Source organism: Micromonospora sp. CPCC 205546, assembly GCF_036902715.1.
Taxonomy (GTDB): Bacteria; Actinomycetota; Actinomycetes; order Mycobacteriales; family Micromonosporaceae; genus Micromonospora.
Window position 1 is genome coordinate 35,706 of sequence record NZ_JBAKHL010000022.1, and the last position, 21,980, is coordinate 57,685.

The 21,980-nt window shown below is 74.8% G+C and carries 21 protein-coding genes and 1 riboswitch; of the genes, 2 read left to right on the forward strand and 19 right to left on the reverse strand.

All coding sequences use genetic code 11. The annotated features are described in order from the left end of the window. Window positions 1–13 precede the first annotated feature (13 nt). From infC to rpe, 12 genes are all read right to left on the reverse strand, one after another. Complete coding sequence (gene infC, locus V6U77_RS13260) at window positions 14–637, reverse strand: translation initiation factor IF-3 (protein WP_121395190.1); 624 nt, start codon at window positions 635–637, stop codon at window positions 14–16. 337 nt (window positions 638–974) lie between these two features. After that, window positions 975–1,448: a PH domain-containing protein gene (locus V6U77_RS13265; protein WP_334606596.1), complete on the reverse strand. Its 474-nt coding sequence runs from the start codon at window positions 1,446–1,448 to the stop codon at window positions 975–977. Further along, complete coding sequence (locus tag V6U77_RS13270) at window positions 1,445–2,479, reverse strand: DMT family transporter (protein WP_334606597.1); 1,035 nt, start codon at window positions 2,477–2,479, stop codon at window positions 1,445–1,447. Before V6U77_RS13270 ends, V6U77_RS13265 begins: the two co-directional genes overlap by 4 nt. Beyond that, window positions 2,476–3,321 carry an ATP phosphoribosyltransferase gene (gene hisG / locus V6U77_RS13275; RefSeq protein ID WP_334606598.1) on the reverse strand — a complete coding sequence of 282 codons (846 nt, stop codon included), beginning with the start codon at window positions 3,319–3,321 and terminating at the stop codon, window positions 2,476–2,478. Before hisG ends, V6U77_RS13270 begins: the two co-directional genes overlap by 4 nt. Window positions 3,322–3,366: 45 nt before the next feature. Further along, the gene (locus V6U77_RS13280; RefSeq protein WP_088947482.1) at window positions 3,367–3,630 is read right to left on the reverse strand and encodes a phosphoribosyl-ATP diphosphatase; all 264 of its coding nucleotides are present in this window, start codon (window positions 3,628–3,630) and stop codon (window positions 3,367–3,369) included. Window positions 3,631–3,737: 107 nt separating this feature from the next. Then, a complete protein-coding gene (gene ribH / locus V6U77_RS13285) occupies window positions 3,738–4,235 on the reverse strand; it encodes a 6,7-dimethyl-8-ribityllumazine synthase (protein ID WP_121395195.1) in 498 nt (165 codons plus the stop codon). Window positions 4,236–4,237: 2 nt separating this feature from the next. Further along, a complete protein-coding gene (locus V6U77_RS13290; protein ID WP_334606599.1) occupies window positions 4,238–5,503 on the reverse strand; it encodes a bifunctional 3,4-dihydroxy-2-butanone-4-phosphate synthase/GTP cyclohydrolase II in 1,266 nt (421 codons plus the stop codon). Next, a complete protein-coding gene (gene pnuC / locus V6U77_RS13295) occupies window positions 5,500–6,198 on the reverse strand; it encodes a nicotinamide riboside transporter PnuC (protein ID WP_334606600.1) in 699 nt (232 codons plus the stop codon). Before pnuC ends, V6U77_RS13290 begins: the two co-directional genes overlap by 4 nt. Next, entirely contained in the window at window positions 6,198–6,872 is a 675-nt protein-coding gene (locus tag V6U77_RS13300; RefSeq protein ID WP_334606601.1) for a riboflavin synthase, read from the reverse strand. Before V6U77_RS13300 ends, pnuC begins: the two co-directional genes overlap by 1 nt. A gap of 1 nt (window position 6,873) precedes the next feature. Continuing rightward, entirely contained in the window at window positions 6,874–7,935 is a 1,062-nt protein-coding gene (ribD, locus tag V6U77_RS13305; protein ID WP_334606602.1) for a bifunctional diaminohydroxyphosphoribosylaminopyrimidine deaminase/5-amino-6-(5-phosphoribosylamino)uracil reductase RibD, read from the reverse strand. A gap of 160 nt (window positions 7,936–8,095) precedes the next feature. Continuing rightward, window positions 8,096–8,267, reverse strand: a riboswitch (FMN riboswitch). An 81-nt stretch (window positions 8,268–8,348) separates the two neighbouring features. After that, window positions 8,349–9,305 (reverse strand): GGDEF domain-containing response regulator, encoded by a 957-nt coding sequence (locus tag V6U77_RS13310; RefSeq protein WP_334606603.1) that lies wholly within the window; start codon window positions 9,303–9,305, stop codon window positions 8,349–8,351. Window positions 9,306–9,307: 2 nt separating this feature from the next. Then, a complete protein-coding gene (gene rpe, locus V6U77_RS13315; RefSeq protein ID WP_334606604.1) occupies window positions 9,308–9,988 on the reverse strand; it encodes a ribulose-phosphate 3-epimerase in 681 nt (226 codons plus the stop codon). A 248-nt stretch (window positions 9,989–10,236) separates the two neighbouring features. Here rpe and V6U77_RS13320 point away from each other — a divergent pair, with 248 nt between their 5' ends. Next, window positions 10,237–11,124, forward strand: coding sequence for a septum formation family protein (locus tag V6U77_RS13320; protein ID WP_334606605.1), 888 nt, complete (start codon window positions 10,237–10,239; stop codon window positions 11,122–11,124). Window positions 11,125–11,234: 110 nt separating this feature from the next. Then, window positions 11,235–12,125 carry a septum formation family protein gene (locus V6U77_RS13325; RefSeq protein ID WP_334606606.1) on the forward strand — a complete coding sequence of 297 codons (891 nt, stop codon included), beginning with the start codon at window positions 11,235–11,237 and terminating at the stop codon, window positions 12,123–12,125. 43 nt (window positions 12,126–12,168) lie between these two features. On the opposite strand, the gene V6U77_RS13330 is transcribed toward V6U77_RS13325, so the two are convergent. From V6U77_RS13330 to metK, 7 genes are all read right to left on the reverse strand, one after another. Next, window positions 12,169–13,914 (reverse strand): M28 family peptidase, encoded by a 1,746-nt coding sequence (locus tag V6U77_RS13330; RefSeq protein WP_334606607.1) that lies wholly within the window; start codon window positions 13,912–13,914, stop codon window positions 12,169–12,171. A 212-nt stretch (window positions 13,915–14,126) separates the two neighbouring features. After that, window positions 14,127–15,767: an RsmB/NOP family class I SAM-dependent RNA methyltransferase gene (locus tag V6U77_RS13335; RefSeq protein WP_334606608.1), complete on the reverse strand. Its 1,641-nt coding sequence runs from the start codon at window positions 15,765–15,767 to the stop codon at window positions 14,127–14,129. Continuing rightward, complete coding sequence (gene fmt / locus V6U77_RS13340) at window positions 15,764–16,690, reverse strand: methionyl-tRNA formyltransferase (RefSeq protein WP_334606609.1); 927 nt, start codon at window positions 16,688–16,690, stop codon at window positions 15,764–15,766. The genes V6U77_RS13335 and fmt overlap by 4 nt, the downstream gene beginning before the upstream one ends. Before the next feature lie 4 nt (window positions 16,691–16,694). After that, the gene (gene def / locus V6U77_RS13345; protein WP_334606610.1) at window positions 16,695–17,255 is read right to left on the reverse strand and encodes a peptide deformylase; all 561 of its coding nucleotides are present in this window, start codon (window positions 17,253–17,255) and stop codon (window positions 16,695–16,697) included. A 225-nt stretch (window positions 17,256–17,480) separates the two neighbouring features. Beyond that, window positions 17,481–18,464 carry an AAA family ATPase gene (locus V6U77_RS13355; RefSeq protein WP_334606611.1) on the reverse strand — a complete coding sequence of 328 codons (984 nt, stop codon included), beginning with the start codon at window positions 18,462–18,464 and terminating at the stop codon, window positions 17,481–17,483. Window positions 18,465–18,720: 256 nt separating this feature from the next. Further along, window positions 18,721–20,727: a primosomal protein N' gene (locus V6U77_RS13360; RefSeq protein ID WP_334606655.1), complete on the reverse strand. Its 2,007-nt coding sequence runs from the start codon at window positions 20,725–20,727 to the stop codon at window positions 18,721–18,723. After that, on the reverse strand, window positions 20,724–21,917 hold the full coding sequence (gene metK / locus V6U77_RS13365) for a methionine adenosyltransferase (RefSeq protein WP_334606612.1): 1,194 nt from the start codon (window positions 21,915–21,917) through the stop codon (window positions 20,724–20,726). The genes V6U77_RS13360 and metK overlap by 4 nt, the downstream gene beginning before the upstream one ends. Window positions 21,918–21,980: the final 63 nt, after the last annotated feature.

Genomic DNA, 21,980 nt, shown 5'->3' on the forward strand with positions numbered 1-21,980 from the left:
CGTCTCTCCCCTGTTACTCGCCGCTGTTGTCGGCGACTGTGCCGGTGTCACCGGCCGCTGCGGGCTCGTCGGCCGGGGCGCCCTCGGCGTCCCGCTCCCTCGGCCCGCCCCGGGTGGCCGTGGCGGCGACCGCGGCGGCCTTGGTGGCGCGGTGCGGCGCGAGCACCATGATCATGTTTCGACCGTCCTGCTTGGGAGCGGCCTCGACGTACCCCAGCTCCGAGATCTCCGACTCGAGCCGGCGCAGGAGCCGGTAACCCAGCTCCGGGCGGCTCTGCTCGCGACCGCGGAACATGATCGTCACCTTGACCTTGTCGCCGGCCTTCAGGAACCGCACCACGTGACCCTTCTTGGTCTCGTAGTCGTGCGGGTCGATCTTCGGCCGGAGCTTCATCTCCTTGATGACGGTCTGCTGCTGGTTACGCCGCGCTTCGCGCGCCTTGAGTGCGCTCTCGTACTTGAACTTGCCGAAGTCCATGAGCTTGCACACCGGCGGGCGCGCCATCGGCGCAACCTCGACCAGGTCCAGGTCGACGTCCGCGGCCAGCTGAAGGGCGCGCTCCAGCGGGACGATGCCCACCTGCTCGCCCTCGGGGCCGACCAGTCGGACCTCACGTGCCCGGATCTGCTCGTTCACGCGTGGTTCGACGCTGATGGGGCCTCCTCGAGTCGGAATCTCTACGTGGCCGACCCTCGCGGCTCCCGGGTGGGAACCGACCCGGAAAGCAGAAGGCCCCGGCGCATGCCAGGGCCCGCTCGACCGGTCGGCACGATCACATGATCGCGCATCCGGTGCCGGGACGTGCCCGGAACCGGTGACCGGACCCGGCCACCGTGGTGGTGACTCGGGTGGGAGCAGGCGCTCCTCTTTCAAGGCTGCGTGCGTGGGCGCGACCGCGCACACGCGAAGACAGCCTGGTCGACTTGGTAACACTACACCCTCGCCCGGGTGTGCACCCAGCCGGGCGAGCCATTCAACGCCCGGTGGCGCCCTCGGCGAGTCGGGCCTGGTGCGCCTGGTGCAGCCGGCGCAGGGCACGGACCCCCTCGACGGCCCGCTCCTTGTCGGCGGCCTGCAGGGCGACCATCGGCAGCAGGTCGTCGTCGTGCAGCTCCAGGCTGGCCCAGGGCGCGCCCCGGTCGAAGCGGACCCCCCGGACGACCTCCCACGGCAGCTCGTACGAGCCGACGACGTTGCGTACGCGCACCCCCGACGCGTTCGCGTCGACCCGGGGCCGGGTGAAGATCAGGAAGGCGAGCGCGCCGAGGACGCCGAGCCCGACCATCGCGATCTGGTCGCCCCGCTGGAAGCTGCCGTAGCCGTTGCCGGTCGCGCCGGTCAGCGAGGTGGCCACCAGGGCGAACACCACGAACAGCACGGCCGCGCAGGCCCAGCAGACCAGCCGGATGCGGTGCGGGCGGAGGTGGACGGACTCGGTTTCGCTCACCCCACCAGTCTGCCACCCGCGGTCGGCCGCTCCCGTGCCGCCACACGTTCCGCAGCCGGGTCGCTTCCCCCGGGACTCCGGCGGCCGAGGCCGGCGACCAGGGCGGCCGCCAGGGTGAGCAGCGCCCCGGCGAGCACCGGCAACCGCAGGCCGGGGCCGCCGGGCAGCAGCGCGTCCAGCAGCAGCGCGCCGCCCAGCTGACCGGCGACCAGCGCGAGGCCGGTGCGCAGCACACCGACCGCCGGGACGCCGACCAGCAGGGCGGCCACGATGACGACGCCGAGCAGGCCGCCGGTGTAGAGGTACCAGTCGCCCGGCCAGGTGGGACCCGGCCCGGTCAGGGCTCCGGCCAGCGCCGCGACCAGCAGCACGACGGGCGTGGCCGTGGCGAAGTTGACCACCAGCCCGGCGGCGGCCGAGCTGGCGGCCGAGACCCGCGCGTTCAGCGCCGACTGGAGCGCGACGCCCAGCCCGCCGGCCACGGCGAGCAGGACCAAGCCGAGGGCGAGGTCGCCGACGGGCTGGCCGAGCTGGGCCAGCGTGACGGCCGCCACGCCGAGCAGCGCCCCGGCCACCCGTGGCCGGGTGAGCGCCAGCCGTCCCACCGGCGCCAGCCCGGCCCGGTCGACGGCCAGCCCGCCGACGCTGCCCCCGGCGACCTGGGCGATGGTGAAGATCGCCACCCCGAGCACCGGCACGATGTACGCGCCGGCCAGCACGATGCCCGCCCCGCCGAGCCCGCCGAGGTACGCCCACCAGGGCAGGCGGGCCCGGCGCAGGGCGACCAGGCCGGTGCGCACCGACGGCAGCGCCAGGACCCCGAGGCCGACCAGCAGCGCCCCACCGAGGTTGTTGACCACCGCGCCCAGGGTCGCGTTGCCGGCCCGCTCGCCCAGCTCGGCGTTGACCGCCCCCTGGGCCGCCGAGGCGACGCCGGCGAGGGCGACCAGGACCAGCGCCGCCCACGGCGGCAGGACGCGCGGCACCGCAGCCGGCACCGGGGCGCCCGCCGCCGTGGGCGGGCGGCTCACAGCCGGCAGGCGTGGATGTTGGTGACCAGGATCGCGCGGGCGCCGAGCTCGTACAGCTCGTCCATGATCCGGTGCACGTCGTCGCGCAGCACCATCGCCTGCACTGCCACCCAGCCCTCGCGGTGCAGCGGGGAGACGGTCGGCGACTCGATGCCCGGGGTCAGCGAGCTGGCGCGGTCGAGCAGGCCGGCCGGCACGTCGTAGGCGAGCATCACGTAGCGGCGGGCGACCAGCACCCCGTGCAGCCGGCGCAACAGTTGCGCGGCCTGGGGGTGGGTCTCGGCGGCGGCGCGGCGCACCAGCACCGCTGACGAGCGCAGCAGCGGCTCGCCGAAGACCACCAGGCCGGCCTGGCGCAGCGTGGCGCCCGTCTCCACCACGTCGGCGACCACGTCGGCGACGCCGAGCCGGACGGCGTTCTCCACCGCGCCGTCGAGGCGGATCACCTCGGCCTTGACCCCCAGCTCCGCGAGGTGCCGCTCGACGAGCCCCGGGTACGCGGTGGCGATCCGGTGCCCGCCCAGCTCCCGCGCCGAGGCGATGTCGTCGGGGCGGGCGGCGAAGCGGAACGTGGCGCGGCCGAAGGCGAGGTCGACGATCTCCTCGGCCGGGGCGCCGGAGTCGATCAGCAGGTCCCGGCCGGTGATGCCCAGGTCCAGGTCGCCGGAGCCGACGTAGGTGGCGATGTCCTTCGGACGCAGGTAGAAGAACTCGACGTCGTTGGCCTCGTCCCGGCAGACGAGGTCCTTCGGGTCGGTGCGCTGGCGGTAGCCCGCCTCGCGCAGCATCTGGGCGGCCGGCTCGGCCAGGGTGCCCTTGTTCGGGATGGCGACACGCAGCATGACGGAGTGCTCCTTCGATCGAAACTGATCAACGACGGGGCGCACTCACAGATGTCGGTAGACGTCCTTCAGGTCGAGGCCGCTGGCCAGCATCAGCACCTGGACCTGGTAGAGCAGCTGGGAGATCTCCTCGGCGGTGCGTTCCGGCCCCTCGTGCTCGGCGGCCATCCACGACTCGGCCGCCTCCTCGACGACCTTCTTGCCGATGAAGTGCACGCCCTTCTCGAGCGCGGCGACCGTGCCCGAGCCGGGGGTGCCCGCGGCGGCCTTGGCCTGCAGCTCGGCGAACAACTCCTCGAACGTCTTCACGCCGCGATTCTTCCAGCCGCCCCCACTGACCCGGCGCGCCGGGTCAGTCCCCGCTCACCGACCGGGAACCTCGCGTGACGGGATGCGTCCCCTTCCCGGGCACCGGGTCAGCCGCCGAAGCCGACCCGGTGGCCGTTGCTGGCGAGGGCGCGGATGGCCAGGGCGGCGTCGAGGGCGGCGACGGTGGCCGCCCAGCCCTTGTCCTCCGCCGAGCCGGGCAGCCCGGCGCGGTCCCGGGCCTGCGCGAGGGTGTCGACGGTGAGGACGCCGTGCGCGACGGGCTTGCCCTCGTCCAGCGCCACCCGGGTCAGCCCGTCGGTGACGGAGCGGCAGACGTAGTCGAAGTGGGCGGTGGCGCCCCGGACCACGACGCCGAGCGCGACCACCACGTCGCAGCGCCGCGCGAGGGCCTGGGCCACCACGGGCAGCTCGACCGAGCCGGCCACCCGGGCGGTGACCGCCCGGGCCCCGCACGCCTCGGCGGCGGCGACCGCCCGGTCGAGCATGTGGTCGGTCAGCTCGCCGTGCCACCGGGCGGCGACCACGCCGACGGTCATCCCGGCGGCGTCCACCGCCGTCACGCCCGGCTCACCGAAACCCGCCATGCCTACGCTCCGATCTCGTCGCCGAGGACCGGGCGGCCCATCGGGGCCTCGGTCACCTCGTCCAGCTCGTCCAGCAGGTGCCCCATGCGGTCCCGCTTGGTGCGCAGGTAGCGCACGTTCTCCGGGTGCGGGCGCACCGGCAGCCCCTCGCGGCCGACGACGGTCAGCCCGTAGCCCTCCAGGCCGGCGCGCTTGGCCGGGTTGTTGGTGAGCAGCCGCATCGAGCGCACCCCGATGTCGTAGAGGATCTGCGCGCCGGTGCCGTAGTCGCGGGCGTCGGCCGGCAGGCCCAGGTCGAGGTTGGCGTCGACCGTGTCCCGCCCCTGGTCCTGGAGCTGGTACGCCTGGAGCTTGTGCAGCAGCCCGATGCCGCGCCCCTCGTGGCCGCGCACGTAGAGCACCACGCCCCGCCCCTCCCGGGCGACCCGGTCCAGGGCGGCGTCGAGCTGCGGACCGCAGTCGCAGCGCACCGAGCCGAACACGTCGCCGGTGAGGCACTCGGAGTGCACCCGCACCAGCACGTCGCGCCCGTCGCCGATCTCGCCCGTGACCAGGGCGACGTGCTCGGCCGAGTCGTGCTCGCTGCGGTAGCCCAGGGCCCGGAACACGCCGTGCCGGGTGGGCATCCGGGCGTCGGCGACCCGCTCGACCTGCTTCTCCGTGCGCCGCCGGTACGCGACCAGGTCGGCGATGGTGATCAGGGTCAGGGAGTGCTCGGCGCAGAACTTCTCCAGGTCCGGCACCCGCATCATGGTGCCGTCGTCGTTGACCAGCTCGCAGAGCACGCCGGCGGGGCGCAGCCCGGCCAGCCGGGTCAGGTCGACGGCGGCCTCGGTGTGGCCGGGCCGGCGCAGCACGCCGCCCTCGCGGGCCCGCAGCGGCACCACGTGCCCGGGGCGGGCCAGGTCGGCCGGGCCGGTGCCGGGGTCGGCGAGCAGCCGGATGGTGTGCGCCCGGTCGGCGGCGGAGATGCCGGTGCTGACGCCCTCCCGGGCATCCACGGTCACCGTGTAGGCGGTGCCGCGCCGGTCCTGGTTGGTGTGGTGCTGCGGCGGCAGGTCCAGGCGGTCGCACTCGCTCTCGGTGAGCGGCGCGCAGATGTAGCCGGACGTGTGGCGCACCATGAACGCGAGCAGCTCCGGCGTCGCCAACTCGGCGGCGAAGATCAGGTCGCCCTCGTTCTCCCGGTCGGCGTCGTCGACCACGACGACGGGCCGTCCGGCCGCGATGTCCGCCACCGCCTGCTCGATGCTGCCAAAGGTGGTCATGCCACGGCCTCCGAGTAGGTCGACGGGATCGGGGCGGGCGCCGGGCGGACGACCCGCGAGGTACGCCACCAGGCGACCAGGCCCCAGGCGCAGAAGGCGCCGTAGACGAGGTACATGGCGGCCGAGGGATAGAACCCGCCGCGCAGCAGCAGCGGCACGCCGACCGCGTCGACGGCGATCCAGATGAGCCAGAAGTCCACCCAGCCGCGCGCCATGCCGTAGGTGGCGAGCAGGCTGCCGGTGAGGATCCAGGCGTCCGGCAGCGGCCCCCAGGAGCCGAGTGCGGCGAGCACCGGGTATGCCGCGGCGGTGCCGATCGCGGCAGCGAGCAGCAGGCCGAGCCGTTCCCGGCCGGTGGCCCAGCGGGGCGCCACCGCCGCCCCGTCGCCCGCGCCGCCGTGGCGGCGGTTGCGCGACCAGCGCCACCAGCCGTAGACGCTGACGGTGAAGAAGAAGACCTGCCGGCCGGCCTGCCCGTAGAGGTCGTGCGCCTGCGGGGTGACGAAGACCCCGCCCAGGAAGACCGTGAACAGCAACGCGTTGCCGATCATGCCGACGGGCCAGGCCCAGACCAGCCGGCGCAGGCCGAACAGCGCCGACGCCAGACCGAAGCCGTTGCCGACGATCTCGCGGACCAGCACCGGCGAGCCGGCGATGTCGACCTGCGCCTCGAGCAGCCAGCCGAGCGGGCCCATCAGGCCACCCCGCCCGCCGCGGCGGCCCCCGGCAGGCCGACGACCGGCGGCACGCCGGCCTCCGGGACGCCGGGATCGGCCAGCCGGGCGCCGAGCAGCCGCTCGACGTACTTGGCCAGCACGTCCACCTCGAGGTTGACCGGGTCGCCGACGCGACGGGCGCCGAGCGTGGTCAGCTTCAGCGTGGTCGGGATCAGGCCGACCGCGAACCAGTCCGGGCCCACGTCGGCGACGGTCAGCGAGACACCGTCGACCGTGATCGAGCCCTTCTCCACCACGTACCGGGACAGGGCGGCGGGCAGCCGGAACCGGACCGTCTCCCACTGCGCGGCCGGCTCGCGGGCGATCACCTCGCCGACGCCGTCGACGTGCCCCTGCACGAGGTGCCCGCCGAGGCGGCTGCCCAGCGCGGCGGCCCGCTCCAGGTTGACCGGGTCGCCGGCGCGCAGCGCGCCCAGCGCGCTGCGGCGCAGCGTCTCCCCCATCACGTCCGCGGTGAAGGTCCCGTTCTCGACGTCGACCACGGTCAGGCAGACGCCGTTGACCGCGATCGAGTCGCCGTGCCGGGCGTCCGAGGTGACCAGCGGGCCGCGGACGGCGACCAGCGCCGAGTCCCCCGCCGTCTCGGTGACGCGGACGACCTCACCCAACTCCTCGACGATGCCGGTGAACATGTCAGCCCTCCCTCTTGCGGGGCAGCGCGGTGATCCGCAGGTCGGGTCCGACCTGCGTGACGTCGACGTACTCCAGGTCGATGGCCTCGGCGATGGTGGTCACACCGGCGTCGACCACGGCGGTCGGGCCGGCGCCGAGCAGCCGGGGCGCGACGTAGCCGACGATCTTGTCGACCAGGCCGGCGGCCAGGAAGGCGCCGGCCAGCTTCGGGCCGCCCTCGAGCAGCACGGCACAGACCCCGCGCCCGTGCAGGGCGGCGAGCAGCGCCGGCAGGTCGACCCGGCCGTCGGGGCCCGCGCCGACCTCCGCCGCGGTGGCGATCCACGTGCGGGCCGCGCCGTCGCGGACCCGGGCGTCGGCCGGCGTACGCCCGTCGGTGTCCAGCACCACCCGCAGCGGCTGTCGGATGGCGAGCGTGCCGTCGCGCAGGTTGCGGGCGGTGAGCCGGGGGTCGTCGGCGAGGACGGTGCCCACCCCGACGAGGACCGCGTCGACGGTGCCGCGCAGCGCGTGCACGTCCATCCGGGCGGCCTCGGAGGTGATCCACATGCTGGTGCCGTCGGCCGCCGCCGACCGGCCGTCCAGCGTCGCGGCGAACTTCCAGATGACGTACGGCCAGCCCCGGCGCATGGAGGTGAGCCAGGCGATGTTGCCGGCCTCCGCCTCGCAGGCGCGTACCCCCGTGTCGACCTGGATCCCGGCGGCGCGCAGCGTGCCCGCGCCCCCGGTGGCGAGCGGGTTGGGGTCGGGCACGGCGATGACGACCCGGGCGACGCCGGCCCGCACCAGCGCGGTGCTGCAGGGGCCGGTGCGGCCGGTGTGGTCGCAGGGTTCCAGGGTGACCACGGCGGTGCCGCCGCGGGCCCGCTCGCCGGCCTGGGCGAGCGCGACGATCTCGGCGTGCGGCCCACCGGCGTAGGCGTGGAACCCCTCGCCGACCACCTGCCCGTCGGCGTCGAGCAGCACACAGCCGACCACCGGGTTGGGGCTGGTCGTGCCGAGACCGCGCGCGGCGAGTTCCACCGCGCGACGCATCGCCTCGTCGACGGAGACGCCGGCCATGCCCTGCCCTCTCACTCGCCGGTCGACGCGCGGGCGGTCACGGGAGGCAACGGCACAGGGCCGCGAGCGTGCGGCGGCGGAGATCCGGGTACGGCGGAGCCGCCCCGGGGGGCGCGCACGGCACGCTGAAATCAGCGGCCGGGCAGGGCCCGTCCGTCCCGCGCGCTGTCTCCCATCCGGACTGTCTGGGGGCGGTTTCCCGCTCCCAACCGTCGGCCCCGGATTCTCACCAGGTCCACCGGGCGGCACGAGGCCAACCGGGTCGCGGGCTTACCACGGTCACGCCGTGGATCACCGCCGGTTCGGAATTTCACCGAGTCCCGCCAGCGCGTGGTGGGTACACGGGAAGTGTTACACGCCGCACGGGGGGTCGCGCCACCCGGGCGGGCTACTTCACAGCGACAGCGCACGGATCAGGTGACGCCGCGCCGCCGGTCCACGGCCACGTACGAGCCGGGCTGGCTCTTGGCCACCGTCTTCATCTCGGAGGCGACCGCGATCGCCTCCAGCGGGTCGGTGAAGCGTTTGCCGGAGTCGGAGAGGCTGACCCCGATCGAGAGGGTGACCAGGGCGGCCCGCCGGATGTTGCCCCGGCGGTCCTTCAACTCCACGTAGCCGCGCGCGGCGTCGACCGGGTCGTAGAGCGAGTCGGCGGCCTTCTCGAAGTCGGCGGAGACCCGGGAGGTGAGCGGCCGGACCTGCTCCGGGGCGCACACGATGACGAAGTCGTCCCCGCCGACGTGCCCCAGGAAGGCCGGCGGCAGCCCCACCGAGACCACCGCCCGGTGCAGGCTGCGGGCCAGGGCGGAGATGAAGTCGTCGCCGCGGACGAAGCCGTACCGGTCGTTGACGCTCTTGAACCGGTCGATGTCGATGTAGCCGACGGCGTAGTCGACCCCGCTGCGGACGCGGTCGGCGATCTCCCGGCGGATCCGGCTGTTGCCGGGCAGCCCCGTCAGCGGCGAGACCTCGCGGAACTCCTTGTTGCGGCGCAGCGTGGAGCTGACCCGGGCGACCAGCTCGGCGGTGTCGAAGGGCTTGACGAGGTAGTCGTCGGCGCCGGCGCTGAGCCCGTGCACCTTGTCCACCGTCATGCCCTTGGCGGTCAGCATGATCACCGGCAGGGCCGAGGTCATCGGGTCGGCCCGCAGCCGTCGGGTCAGTTCCAACCCGTCGATGCGCGGCATCATCAGGTCGACCACCGCCAGGTCGGGGCGCTGGCGCTCGATGACCTCGAGCGCCTCCTGCCCGTCGCTGGCGTGGATCACCTCGAAGCCGTGCAGGCGGAGGTTGAACTCGACGAAACGCGCGATGTCCTCGTCGTCGTCGACGACGAGGATCACATCCTGGCGGTCGCCGGCAGGCTCCACGCTCAGGCCCCGCCGGCGGCGCGTTCCGCGAGTGCCCGCAGCTTGCGCACAGCCTCGGCGGGGTCGTCGGCGCCGTAGACCGCCGTACCGGCGACGAACGCGTCGGCCCCCGCCTCGGACGCCTGGGCGATGGTGTCGGCGGCGATGCCGCCGTCCACCTCGATGCGCAGTTCGAGGTGGCCGGCGTCGACGTGCCGGCGGGCCGTACGGACCTTGTCCAGCAGTTGCGGGATGAACCGCTGCCCGCCGAAGCCGGCCTTGATGGTCATGATCAGCAGCGTGTCGAAGCTCGGCAGCAGCTCCAGGTAGGGCTCGATCGGGGTGTCCCGGTCGATCGCCAGCCCGGCCTTGGCGCCGGCCGAGCGCAGGTCCTTGGCCAGGGCCACCGGGTCGTCGCACGCCTCGGCGTGGAACGTGACGTTGTACGCCCCGGCGTCGGCGTAGCCGGGCGCCCAGCGGCGCGGATCCTCGATCATCAGGTGCACGTCGAAGGGCAGCTCGGTGGCGGCCCGCAGGCTCTGCACCACGGGCAGCCCGATGGTCAGGTTGGGCACGAAGTGGTTGTCCATGACATCCACGTGCAGCCAGTCCGCGGCGTTCTCGACGGCGCGGACCTCCTCGGCGAGGCGGGCGAAATCGGCGGCGAGGATGCTGGGCGCGACGATCGGCGGCGGTACGGTCACCGGGCCAGTGTACGAAGACGGCCGCCGGTCGCCTGCGGCGCGCCACCACCCGGGACGCCCGGTGACCCGGCGGTGACCGGTGGTGCAGAATTGGCCCTCCCGGCGCGGCGGAACCGGACGAAGGGCCATCCGTGACTGGCCGAACGACGGAAACGCGGCGAGACTCCATCAGGGACGGTGACGTGAGCCGCACGCCCGCGCGGTGCCCCGGCGGCGATCGACGCGTCAGCTCCCGGAAAGGGCGGACGATGCGACGGTGGCTCGCGGCGCTGGCGCTGGCCGGCACGCTGACGGCCCTGCTGTCCGGCTGCGTACGGCCGGGCGGGTCCGACGGCGACCTCACCGACGACTGGCCGGTCCTGCGGGCGCCGCAGTCGTTCGTGCCGGCCACCGACGCCTGCCTGCCCCGGATCACCACCGTCGTGCAGGCCCGCACCTACGAGACGGTGGACTGCTCCCGCAACCACGTGGCCGAGACCGTGCACGTCGGCAGGTTCACCGGCGCGGCGGCCGGCGGCGACCGGCCCGAACCGGGATCCGCGACCCTGCGTCCGGCCCGTGCCGAGTGCGACCAGCGCGCCCGCGAGGTGCTCGGCGGCGACTGGCACGCCGCCCGCGTCACCCTCACCATCGCCCTGCCCTCCACCCCCGCGTGGCGCGGTGGCGCCCGCTGGTTCCGCTGCGACCTGAGCGAGACCGGCAGCATCGACAACACCCGCCCGGTGAACCGCACCGGCAGCCTGCGCGGCGCACTGGTCGGCGACTCCCCGCTGCTGCACCGCTGCTTCGACCCGAAGCTCATCGGCGACAACCTGAACTACATGGCGCCGGTGCTGTGCACCGAGCCGCACCGCGCCGAGTTCGTCGGCGTGCACGTGGAACGGGACATGACCTGGGCCGAGTTCGGCCGGTCCCACCAGCAGGTGCACACGCGCTGCATGGCGCTCATCGCCGCCTTCGCCGAGGTGCCCAACAACAGCGACCTGCCGTACCGGGCCGGCTCGATCTTCTATCCCCCGTCGCGGCGGGAGTGGCAGGAGGGCGACCGGGGGGTGCGGTGCTTCCTGTGGAGCGACGACCGGAAGCTGACCCGGTCGATGCGGGGCGCCGGTCCACAAGGGCTGCCCGCGAGCTGAGCGAGGGTGCCGTATGCTGCCGCACCGTGGCGTGTCCGGCCGCCCGTACGCCGGTGGGACCGCCGCGCTGGCCGCCGCCGGTTGCGGCCCACGAACGGCGGGAGGTCGGGATGCGACGGTGGTGGACGGCGGCCACGGTGGGCGCGGTGGCGGCCCTGACGCTCGCCGGTTGCGGCACCCCGGCCGGCACCGACCGTGACCTCACCGACGACTGGCCGGCGCCCGCCGCGCCGCAGGCGTTCGTCCCCGCCGCCGGCGTGTGTCACGTCGGCGTGCAGGACGTCGGCTACCTCACCGCCTACCATCCCGTCGACTGCGCGGCGTCGCACCGCGCGGAGACCGTGCACGTCGGCACGCTGACCGGGGCGGGAGCCGACCGGAGCACGCCCCCGCCGCCCGGCTCGGCGGGGATGCGCGCCGCCCGCGCCGAGTGCGACACCAAGGTCAACGCGGCGCTCGGGGGCGACTGGCGCTCCGGCCGCCTCGGGCTCACCGTGGTGCTGCCGTCGCCGCAGGCGTGGGGCGGCGGCGCCCGCTGGTTCCGCTGCGACCTGAGCGAGCAGACCAGCCTCGACGAGGCGGGCGCGAAGGACCGGACCGGCAGCCTGAAGGGCGCGCTGACCGGCGCCGCCCCGCTCGCCCACCGCTGCTTCAACCCGAAGGTACGGGCCGACGACGTGCGGGAGATGGTGCCGGTGGCCTGCACCAGCAGGCACCGCGCCGAGTTCGTCGGCGTCTGGCAGGCCCCCGACACCAGCTACGACGACTTCAGCCGCGACACCCGCAGGGTGCACCGGGCGTGCCGGAGCCTGATCGCGAAGTACGCCCGGGTGCCGGACAACGGCGACCTGCAGTACCGGGCCGGCTCGATCTACTACCACCCCTTCGAACGGGAGTGGCGCAACGGCAACCGGGGCGTGCAGTGCTTCCTGTGGGTCAGCGACCGCAGCCTCACCAGGTCGGTGAAGGGCGCCGGCACGAAGGGCCTGCCGGTCACCTGAGCGGGGCGGTCGGCGTGACCGACCGCCCCGACCCCTGCGGTGCCTAGCTGGCCTGCAGCGTCACGTCGTCGACGACGAAGCTGGTCTGCAACGAGGCGTCCTCGGTGCCGGTGAACTTCAGCGTCACCGTCTGCCCCGCGTACCCCGCCACGTTGAACGACCGCTGCGTGTAGCCCGCCGCCGCGTTCAGGTTCGAGTACGTCGCCAGCGTCGCCGAGCCCACCTGCACCACCAGCCGGTCGTAGACCCTGCTGGTGGTCGTCTCCGCCGTGTCGACGTGCAGCCAGAACGACAGCGTGTAGGAGGCGCAGCCCGCCGGGATCGTCACCGACTGCGACAACGTCTCCGTGCGCGTCGAGCCGTAGCCCAGCAGCCACGCCTTGTACGAGCCCGACCGCGCCGGCTGCGCCGCGTCGTTCGTGATGACACCCGACGAGGCGGTCCACGGCGACGACCCGCTCTCGAACCCGCCGTTGCCGATGAGCTGCCCGCCGGCGCAGCCGCCGCTGCCGCCGACGGTGAGGGTGTAGCTGGCCGAGCGCGAGACGCCGCCGGAGCCCGCGCCGGTGACCGTTACGGTGTACGTGCCCAGCGGGGCGGAGGCCGACGCGCTGAGCGTCATGGTGGCGGAGCCGCCGGAGGTGACCGACGACGGGCTGAACGAGACCGTGACGCCGGCCGGGGCGCCGGTCGCCGACAGCGCGACCGTCTGGGCCGTGCCGGCGGTGGTGGCCGTGGAGACCGTCGCCGTGGTCGACGCGCCGCGCTGCACCGAGCCCGACGTCGGGCCCACGGCGAGGGAGAAGTCGTTGGTCGCGCTGCCGACGGCGGTCTGCCAGATGGCGTACGCGATCCCGTCGGCGCTGCGGTTGAGCACCGTGGCGCTGACGTTCGCGGTGGTGTCGCAGGAGCGGTGGTAGCACGGGTCGTACGCCGAGCCGGAGGTGCCGCCCCACTTGGCGGCCTGCGTCGAGGTCTTCCGGGCGCTGGCGCCCGAGGCGTACCCGGAGGTCTGGATGCCGGCCTGCGCGAACGGGTAGTCGTCGGAGCGTCCCTGACCCTCGACGTTCTCCTCCGGCTGGATGTTCAGCGAGTCCCAGTACGCCTTCAGCGGGGCGGCCGTGGCGGAGGTGATCCGGTTGATGAAGTAGCCGCCGTTGACGGAGCCGATCATGTCGAAGTTGTAGTAGCCCTTGACGTAGCCCCGCTGGGTGCTGCTGAGCGAACGGACGTAGAAGTCCGAGCCGTTGAGGCCCTGCTCCTCGTCGGTCCACCAGGCGAAGCGGACCCGCTTGGTCATCGTCGGGTTCTGCCGGGCCAGCACCAGCGCGTTCTCCAGCAGGGCCGACGAGCCGGTGGCGTTGTCGTTGATGCCGGGGCCGGCGGAGACGCCGTCGAGGTGGGCGCCGAACATGACGACCTGGTCGGCGGGGCCGCCCGGCCACTCGGCGATCAGGTTGTTCGACCGGTACGTGCAGTCGGTGCAGACCTGCTCGGTCACCGTGTAGCCGGCGGCCTGGAGCTTCGTCTTGACGTACGCGACGGAGGCCGTGTAGCCGGCGGAGCCGGCGCGGCGGTTGCCGCCGTTCTGGGTGGCGATGGTCTGGAACTGCGTGAGGTGGGCCTGCACGTTGGCCACCGCGATGTCCGGTGCGGCCAGGGACTGCGCGGCGGGCGCGCGCACGCCGGCGGACGGTGCCGGGGCCGCCGACGCCGGTGCGACAGTCGTCGCCGCCGCGCCGGTGAGGACGGCGAGCGCGAGGCCGGCGGTCAGCATTCTTCGTTTCATGGACGCTCCTCGATAAGGGGTGGCCTGATAATGCCATCGAGGAGTGCCAATAGGCGACAGTCCCGGGCGAGCCGATTTCGGCCCGCCCGGCCGGGCGCGATCCACGACCGGGCCGCCCGGCCCGGGGCCGCCGGAGCGCGTACCGCCCGGGGCCGCCCCGGGCGGGGGCGACCCGCGGACGGGCTGGGCCGGGACGACCCGGTGCCGCCCGCTCAGGTGCGGCGGAGCATCGCGAGGAACATCGCGTCGGTGCCGTGCCGGTGCGGCCAGAGCTGCACCGTCGGCCCGTCGCCGAGGCCGGGCATCCCCGCCGGCATCAGCGGCCGGGCGTCGACGAAGTCGACCGGCACCCCCGAGCGGCGGGCCGCCTCGGTCACCGTCACGTGCGTCTCCACGGTGTGCGGGGAGCACGTCACGTAGGCGACCAGCCCGCCCGGCCGGGCGGCACGCAGCGCCGCGGCCAGCAGCTCGCGCTGCAACCGGGTCAGCGGCGGCAGGTCCGAGGGCTGACGTCGCCAGCGGGACTCCGGCCGGCGCCGCAGCGACCCCAGCCCCGTGCAGGGCGCGTCGACGAGCACCCGGTCGAAGTGCGCCTCCGGCAGCTTCGGTTCCGCGCCCACGGTCCGCCCGTCGGCGTGCAGCACGGTCACCGGCAGGCCACGGGTGGCCTGTTCGACCAGCCGGGCCCGGTGCTCGGAGACCTCGACCGCGGTCAGCCGCGCGTCCCGCTGGGCGGCCAAGGCGCCGAGCAGGCCGGACTTGCCGCCCGGACCGGCACACAGGTCCAGCCAACGCCCGTCCGGGCCGTCGAGCGGAGCCACCGCCAGGGCGTTCGCCACGAGCTGGGAGCCCTCGTCCTGCACGTGGGCGCGCCCCTGGGCGAGCGCCGGCAGGTCGCCGGGCGCCCCGCCGGAGAGATAGACCGCGTACGGGGAGAAGGCCCCCGGCGCGCCGCCGACATCGTCGGCCAGCTCCGCCGCGTCGGCCAGTCCCGGCCGGGCGCACAGGTGCACCGGTGGGCGCTCGTTGTCCTCGATGAGCAGCCGCGTCGTCTCGCCGAGGTCGCCGCCGAGCGCCTCGGCGAAGGACCGCACGATCCACTGCGGATGGCTGTACGCCAGGGCCAGGTGCCCGATCGGGTCGCTCTCGGCCGACGGGGCCAGCTTGGCCACCCAGGCGTCGGCGTCGCGGCCGGCGACCTCGCGCAGCACCGCGTTGGCGAAGCCCGTCGCGCCGGGGCCCACCGACCGGACCAGGTCGACGGTCGAGGAGACCGCGGCGTGCGCCGGCACCCGGGTGTGCAGGAGTTGGTACGCCCCGAGCCGCAACGCGTCGCGCACCGGCGGGTCGATGCGCTGCACGTCCCGTCCGGCGGCGTCACCGAGGATCGCGTCGAGGGTGCCGAGGTGGCGCAGCGTGCCGTAGGTCAGCTCGGTGGCGAAGGCGGCGTCCCGGCCGAACAGCCCCGCGTCGCGCAGCAGGGACGGGAGCACCAGGTTGGCGTACGCGTCGTCGCGGTGCACCGCCGCGACCGCCTCGTAGGCCACCTGGCGGGGCAGGTCCACCGCCGGACGGGGCGGACGCCGGACGCCGTCGCGCCGGTCACCACCGGCCCGGGCGCCCCACTGGCCGCCCCGCGCCGGCCGCTCGCCGCGCTGGCCGCCCGAGGGGCGCTCACCGCGACCGCCGAACCGTTCACCGCCGAACCGTTCACCGCCGGAGCGCTCGCCGCCGGAGCGCTCGCCGCGTGGCTCGCCGTCAAAGCGCTCGCCGCGTCGCTCACTGTCGGAGCGCTCGCCGTCTCGTGCGGCGGAGAAGCGCTCGCCCGAGGGTCGTTCCGAAGGGCCGGTCACGCGAGTTCCTCCCCCGCGGCGACCCGGGCGCCCCGCGCCCAGTCGGTCGCCGGCATCGCCCGCTTGCCCGCCGCCCGGACCTCGCCGAGCCGCACCGGCGTGGTGGCCGTGCCGACCAGCACCCGGGACTTCTCCACCAGCAGTTCACCCGGCTTCAACTCCGGGCCGTCGGGCACCGGGACCACCGGGCCCAGCTTGACGCGCTCGCCACGCGACGTCGTCCAGGGGCCGGGCGCCGGGGTGCAGGCCCGGATCCGCCGGTCCACGGCGAAGGCGGGATCGGTCCAACGCACCCGGGCGTCCTCCACGGTGAGCTTCGGCGCCAGCGACACCCCGTCGGCGGGCTGCGGCTCCGCGCGGGCGGTGCCGTCGTCGATCGCGTCGAGGACGGCCACCAGCAGGCCGGCGCCGGAGTGGGCCAGCCGCTCCAGCAGGTCGCCGGACGTGTCGGCGGGACGGATCTCGTCGGTCAGCGTGCCGTAGACCGGGCCGGTGTCCAGCCCTTCCTCCAGCTGGAAGACGCTCGCCCCGGTCAGCTCGTCGCCGTGCAGCACGGCGTGCTGCACGGGCGCCGCCCCGCGCCAGGCGGGCAGCAGCGAGAAGTGCAGGTTGATCCACCCGCGGCGGGGGATCTCCAGGGCCGCCGGCGGCACCAGCGCGCCGTAGGCGACCACGGGCACGCAGTCGGGGGCCAGCTCGCGCAGCCGGTCCTGGAACTCCGGCTCACGCGGCCGGGCGGGGGTGAGCACCTCGATGCCGTGCTCGTCGGCCCACGCCCCCACCGGGGAGCGGGCCAGCCCGCGACCGCGCCCCGCGGGGGCGTCCGGCCGGGTGAGCACGGCGAGGAGCTCATGACGGGAGGCGGCCACGGCGGCCAGGGCGGGAACGGCGACTGCCGGCGTGCCGGCGAAGATCACGCGCACGGGCTCACCGACCCAGACCGAAGGGGCTGCCGGCGGCGTGCGGGTTGAGCTTGACCGTCGGCGGGGCCGCCGCGTCGTACCACTCCGCCTGGCGGATCGCCTTCATCGCCTCCTTGCGCCCGGCCGGGTCCAGCCGGTCCACGAAGAGCACCCCGTCGAGGTGGTCGGTCTCGTGCTGCACGCAGCGCGCCATCAGGCCGGTGCCGACGATCTGCATCGGGTCGCCGTAGCCGTTGAAGCCCTTGGCGATCACGTTCTGCCGACGCTTGGTGTCGAAGTAGAGCCCGGGGATGGACAGGCACCCCTCGGGGCCGTCCTGCTCCTCGGCGTCCGGGAACTCCAGCACCGGGTTGACCAGGTGGCCGACCACGTCGTCGACGTCGAAGGTGAACACCCGCAGGCCCACACCGAGCTGCGGCGCGGCGAGGCCGGCGCCGTTCTGCTCACGCATCGTGTCGGTCAGGTCGGCGATGAGCTTGCGCAGCTCGACGTCGAAGTCGACCACCGGATCGGCCGGCGTGCGCAGCACCGGATCCCCGAACAGACGGATGGGCTGGACGGTCACTCGGCATGGCTCCTTCGGCGGTCGGACTGGTGCCGTACCAGTCTACGGAGTGCCGTCGGCCGCCCCGGCCGGCGTACCGGGACGCGGCGCGGGTGGTGGGGTGTCGATGGTCACCGGGAGGCTCTCGTCGCCGCGCAGGACCAACCGGGCCCGGTGCCGGGGCGCGGCGGCCAGGGCCAGCCCGGGCAGTCGACGCGGTGCGGGCGGTGCGGCGCGGGCGGCGGCTCAGAGGCCGGCGCCCGGCTCCCCGGCCAGGACCGCGTCGCCGCCGAGCAGGGCGTGCTCGGGCAGCGGCAGCTCGATGGAGTGCGCGGCCTCCCAGTCGTGGATCAGGCCGGGCCGCGCCTGGGCGGCGAAGTAGTCCACCGCGCTCATCCCGCCCACCACCGGCTCGTCCACCTCGGCGACGAGCCGGGCCGGCACCAGGCGGAAGCCGCTCTGCAGGGCGGCGCTGAGGCGGCGGTGCCCGTCGACGACGAAGAAGTACTCACCGGTGTAGCCGATCCGCAGCGGCTCGAGCGCCTCGTCGCCGCCGGCGGCCACCTCGGCGACGAACTCCGAGTCCCACAGGTCGCGCAGGTGGGCGATGTCCTCGGTCGGGTAGACGCGGGCCGGGTCGAGCAGCAGCAGCGGCGGCGCGTCGCGCAGCACGTCCGCGCACAGCCGCCCCTCGTACGCGTCGATGATGCGCTCGATGACCTCGGCGGCCGGGGCGCGGGTGGTGTCGCAGACCAGGTCGTAGTTGCGCAGCCGGGCCTTGTCCACCCCGTAGCGGACGATGAACCGGCCCCGCTCGCTCTCGCTGCGCTCGCGCAGCTTGGCCTTGGCCTCCTCCATCGAGGCGTAGCTCTCGGCGGGGCCGGAGGGGCGGGCCAGCACCCGCCGGGCCGCCTCGCCCGGCTCGGTGATCATGTGGACCTTGAGCGCGTCGGTGAAGAAGTGCCAGGCCAGCCGGGAGTCCATGACCAGGCTCTCGCCCGAGGCCGCGATGTCGCGCTGGAGCTGGTCGACGTAGCCGTCGACGGCCTGGTCCAGCTCCGCGTGCAGGTTGAGCTGGAGCGCGGTCATCTGCCGCTCCTGCGCCATCTGCCGGTAGAGGTCACCGACGCTGACCCGGCGCAGACCGAGCCGCTCGGCGATCTCCACGGAGACGGTGCTCTTGCCGCTGCCGAGGTCACCGTTGAAGACGATCGACTGACGAATGGTCACGACTGGTCCACCCCTGATCACCGGCTGTTTGACATCATCGACATCGCGCCGAACCGACGCGCTCCCGCCATCGTCGCGCGATCCTGCGGCAACTCCAGCTCGACGCGTCTGGCGCCGCGCCGCGACCTGGAGCCGTCGTTCGCCCGGGCATGACGGGCGATGCTACCACCCGCGTGTGGGCGCGCCGCCGGACACGGCGTGCGACGGCGGGCCAGGTCCGGCGGTGCGGCGGCCGCCGCGACGGCGGTCACGGCGGTCAGAAGAGGGCGAGCGGATCGACCTGGAGACGGACGGGATCGGCGGCCTTGCGGGCGGTGCGCACCCCGGCCGCCGAGTGCAGCGCGTCGGCCAGCGCGGCGGCCCGGGCCCGTGGCACCCGCACCAGCATCCGTTCCCGTTCCCCGTCGGCCGGAACCGGCCCGAGCAGCTCGGCCTCCGCCGGCAGCCGGGCCTCGGCCAGCAGGTCGGCGACCGCGGCCGGCACCCCGGTCACGCTGGCCATCCGCACCGCCGGCGGGAAGCCCAGCTCCCGCCGCTCGGCCAGCTCGCGGGCGGCGAACCAGCCGGCGTCCCAGCGCAGCAGCGCCTGCACGGGGGCGAGTGCCCCGTCGGCGACCACCACCACCCGGCCGCCGGCGGCGGCGGGGCGGGCCAGGGCGGCGGCCGCCAGCCAGCGGCGCAGCGCCTCCTCCCCCGCCCGCAGGTCGGCCCGGGTGAGCAGGGCCCACGAGTCGAGCAGCAGCACCGCCCCGAAGCCGCCCTCGGCGACCGGCTCGGCGCCGGGGGTCGCGATGACCAGGCCGGCGCCGCCCGCGACCGTGGCCAGCACCTCCTCCCGCCCGGACGTGCGCACCGGCACGCCCGGGAAGGCCCGGCCCAGCTCCTCGGCGGTGCGCCGGGCGCCGGTGACGGAGGCGCGCAGCCGCCGCCCGCCGCACTCCGGGCAGGCGTACGCGGCGGCGACCCGCCCGCACCAGCGGCAGGCGGGGATGCCCTCGGCCGACGGCAGCGCGAGCGGCCCGGCGCAGTGCGGGCACCGGGCCGGGGTGCGGCACTCGGCGCAGGCCACCGAGGGCAGGTAGCCGCGGCGGGGCACCTGGACCAGCACCGGCAGGTCGGCCCGTAGCGCCTCCCGGGCGGTGGTCCAGGCCAGGCTGGGCAGGCGGGCCGTGGCCGCCCCGGGGTCACGGGCCAGCTGCGGATCGTCGCCGGTGGGCGCGATCGCCGGCATCCGCGCCCGCACGGTCGCGCGGTCGGCCACGACCTCGCGGGCCCACCCGGTCTCGACCAGCAACTGCGCCTCGGCGGTGCGGGTGTACCCACCCACGATGACCGCGGCCTCGTCGAGCTGGGCGCGGGTGAGCAGCACCTCACGGGCGTGCGGGTAGGGGGCGCGGGGCTCGGCGTGCAGGTCGTCGCCGTCGTCCCAGATCGCCACCAGCCCGAGGCGGGCGACCGGGGCGAACATCGCGGCCCTCGTGCCGACCACCACCGCCACGTCGCCACGGCGGGCGGCGAGGAAGGCCCGGTAGCGCCGGGCGGGGCCGAGGGCGGCGGAGAGGCAGACGTGCCGCCCCGCGCCCAGGGCGTGGTGCAGGGCGGCGTCGAGACGCTCCAGGTCGCGGTTGTCGGCGACGACCACCACCGCGCCCCGGCCGCCGGCCACCGTGGCGGCGACGGCCTCGGCGTAGCGCGCGGGCCAGTCCTCCCCCGGCAGCGCCGAGAAGACCGCCCGGGGGCCCCGTCCGTCGGTGAGCGCCCGGAGCAGGGCCGGCCCGGCCGGGTAGTCCCGCCAGGCGTCGGGCCCCGGCCCGGCCGGTGCGGCGGGATCGCCGTCGGAGGCGGCGGGATCGCCGTCGGAGGCGGCGGCGCGGGCGGCGACGTCCTTCTCCACCCGGGCGTGCCGGGGCGGGACGGCGAGGCGGAGCACGTCGGCGAGGCTGCCGGCGTAGCGGTCCGCGACCGCCCGGGCCAGCCGGGAGATCTCCGGCGCGAGCACCGGCTCGGGCGAGACGACCTTCTCCAGGTACGCCAGCCGACCGGTGTGCCCCGAGTCGTCGGCCCGCTCGAGTAGCCAGCCGTCGACGAGCTGCCCCGCGAAGCGGACCTTCACGCGTACGCCGGGGACGGCGGCGGCGTCCAGCTCGGCCGGCACGAGGTAGTCGAAGGGACGGTCCAGGTGGGCCAGGGGGACGTCGACGCAGACACGAGCGACCGGCGACCCGTCCGCGGGTCGCCGGTCGCTGCGCCTGGTGCCGGTCAGGCTCCCGCGGCCGACTTGAGGTCGGCGGCCCGGTCGGTGCTCTCCCAGGTCAGGTCCGGCAGCTCCCGGCCGAAGTGGCCGTAGGCGGCGGTCTGCTGGTAGATCGGGCGGAGCAGGTTGAGGTCCCGGATGATGGCGGCCGGGCGCAGGTCGAAGACCTCGGAGACGGCCTTCTCGATCGAGGCCACCGGCACGGTCTCGGTGCCGAACGTCTCGACGAAGAGGCTGACTGGGTGGGCCTTGCCGATCGCGTACGCGACCTGGACCTCGCACCGCTCGGCCAGGCCGGCGGCGACCACGTTCTTGGCCACCCAACGCGTCGCGTACGCCGCCGAGCGGTCCACCTTCGACGGGTCCTTGCCCGAGAACGCGCCGCCGCCGTGGCGGGCGTAGCCGCCGTAGGTGTCGACGATGATCTTGCGACCGGTCAGGCCGGCGTCGCCCATCGGCCCGCCGATCTCGAAGCGGCCGGTCGGGTTGACCAGCAGCCGGTAGCCCTCGGTGTCGAGACCGAGGCTCTCCAGCTCGGGGGCGATGACGTGCTCGCGCACGTCGGGGGTGAGCAGCGAGTCCAGCGAGATGTCCGCGGCGTGCTGGCTGGAGACGACCACCGTGTTGAGCCGGACGGGGCGCAGGCCCTCGTACTCGATGGTGACCTGGGTCTTGCCGTCGGGGCGCAGGTACGGGATCGTGCCGTCCTTGCGGACCTGGGAGAGCCGCCGGGCCAGCCGGTGGGCCAGGGCGATCGGCAGCGGCATCAGCTCCGGCGTCTCGGAGCAGGCGAAGCCGAACATCATGCCCTGGTCGCCGGCGCCCTGCGCGTCCAGCGCGCTCTCCGACGCCCCGGTACGCAGCTCGAAGGCGTTGTCGACGCCCTGCGCGATGTCCTCCGACTGGGCGCCGATGGAGACGCTGACGCCGCAGGAGGCGCCGTCGAAGCCCTTCTTCGAGGAGTCGTAGCCGATGCCGAGGATGGTCCGGCGGACGATGGTCGGGATGTCGGCGTACGCCTTGGTGGTCACCTCGCCCGCGATGTGCACCTGGCCGGTGGTGATCAGGGTCTCCACGGCGACGCGGCTGCGCGGGTCCTCGGCGAGCAGGGCGTCGAGGATACCGTCGCTGATCTGGTCAGCGATCTTGTCCGGGTGGCCTTCCGTGACCGATTCGGAAGTGAAGAGGCGGCGTGTCACGGCACTCCTAAATTGTGGAAGTCGTTCCGCGGCAGTGTAGTCATCCACGGCAGGGCCCGGCCC

Bases quoted from the DNA above. Each gene is read 5' to 3' on its own strand.
- hisG (WP_334606598.1), bottom strand. From the start codon at position 3,321: ATGCTGCGTGTCGCCATCCCGAACAAGGGCACCCTGGCCGAGCCGGCC.
- ribH (WP_121395195.1), bottom strand. From the start codon at position 4,235: ATGGCGGGTTTCGGTGAGCCGGGCGTGACGGCGGTGGACGCCGCCGGG.
- V6U77_RS13290 (WP_334606599.1), bottom strand. From the start codon at position 5,503: ATGACCACCTTTGGCAGCATCGAGCAGGCGGTGGCGGACATCGCGGCC.
- pnuC (WP_334606600.1), bottom strand. From the start codon at position 6,198: ATGGGCCCGCTCGGCTGGCTGCTCGAGGCGCAGGTCGACATCGCCGGC.
- V6U77_RS13300 (WP_334606601.1), bottom strand. From the start codon at position 6,872: ATGTTCACCGGCATCGTCGAGGAGTTGGGTGAGGTCGTCCGCGTCACC.
- ribD (WP_334606602.1), bottom strand. From the start codon at position 7,935: ATGGCCGGCGTCTCCGTCGACGAGGCGATGCGTCGCGCGGTGGAACTC.
- V6U77_RS13320 (WP_334606605.1), top strand. From the start codon at position 10,237: ATGCGACGGTGGCTCGCGGCGCTGGCGCTGGCCGGCACGCTGACGGCC.
- V6U77_RS13325 (WP_334606606.1), top strand. From the start codon at position 11,235: ATGCGACGGTGGTGGACGGCGGCCACGGTGGGCGCGGTGGCGGCCCTG.
- V6U77_RS13330 (WP_334606607.1), bottom strand. From the start codon at position 13,914: ATGAAACGAAGAATGCTGACCGCCGGCCTCGCGCTCGCCGTCCTCACC.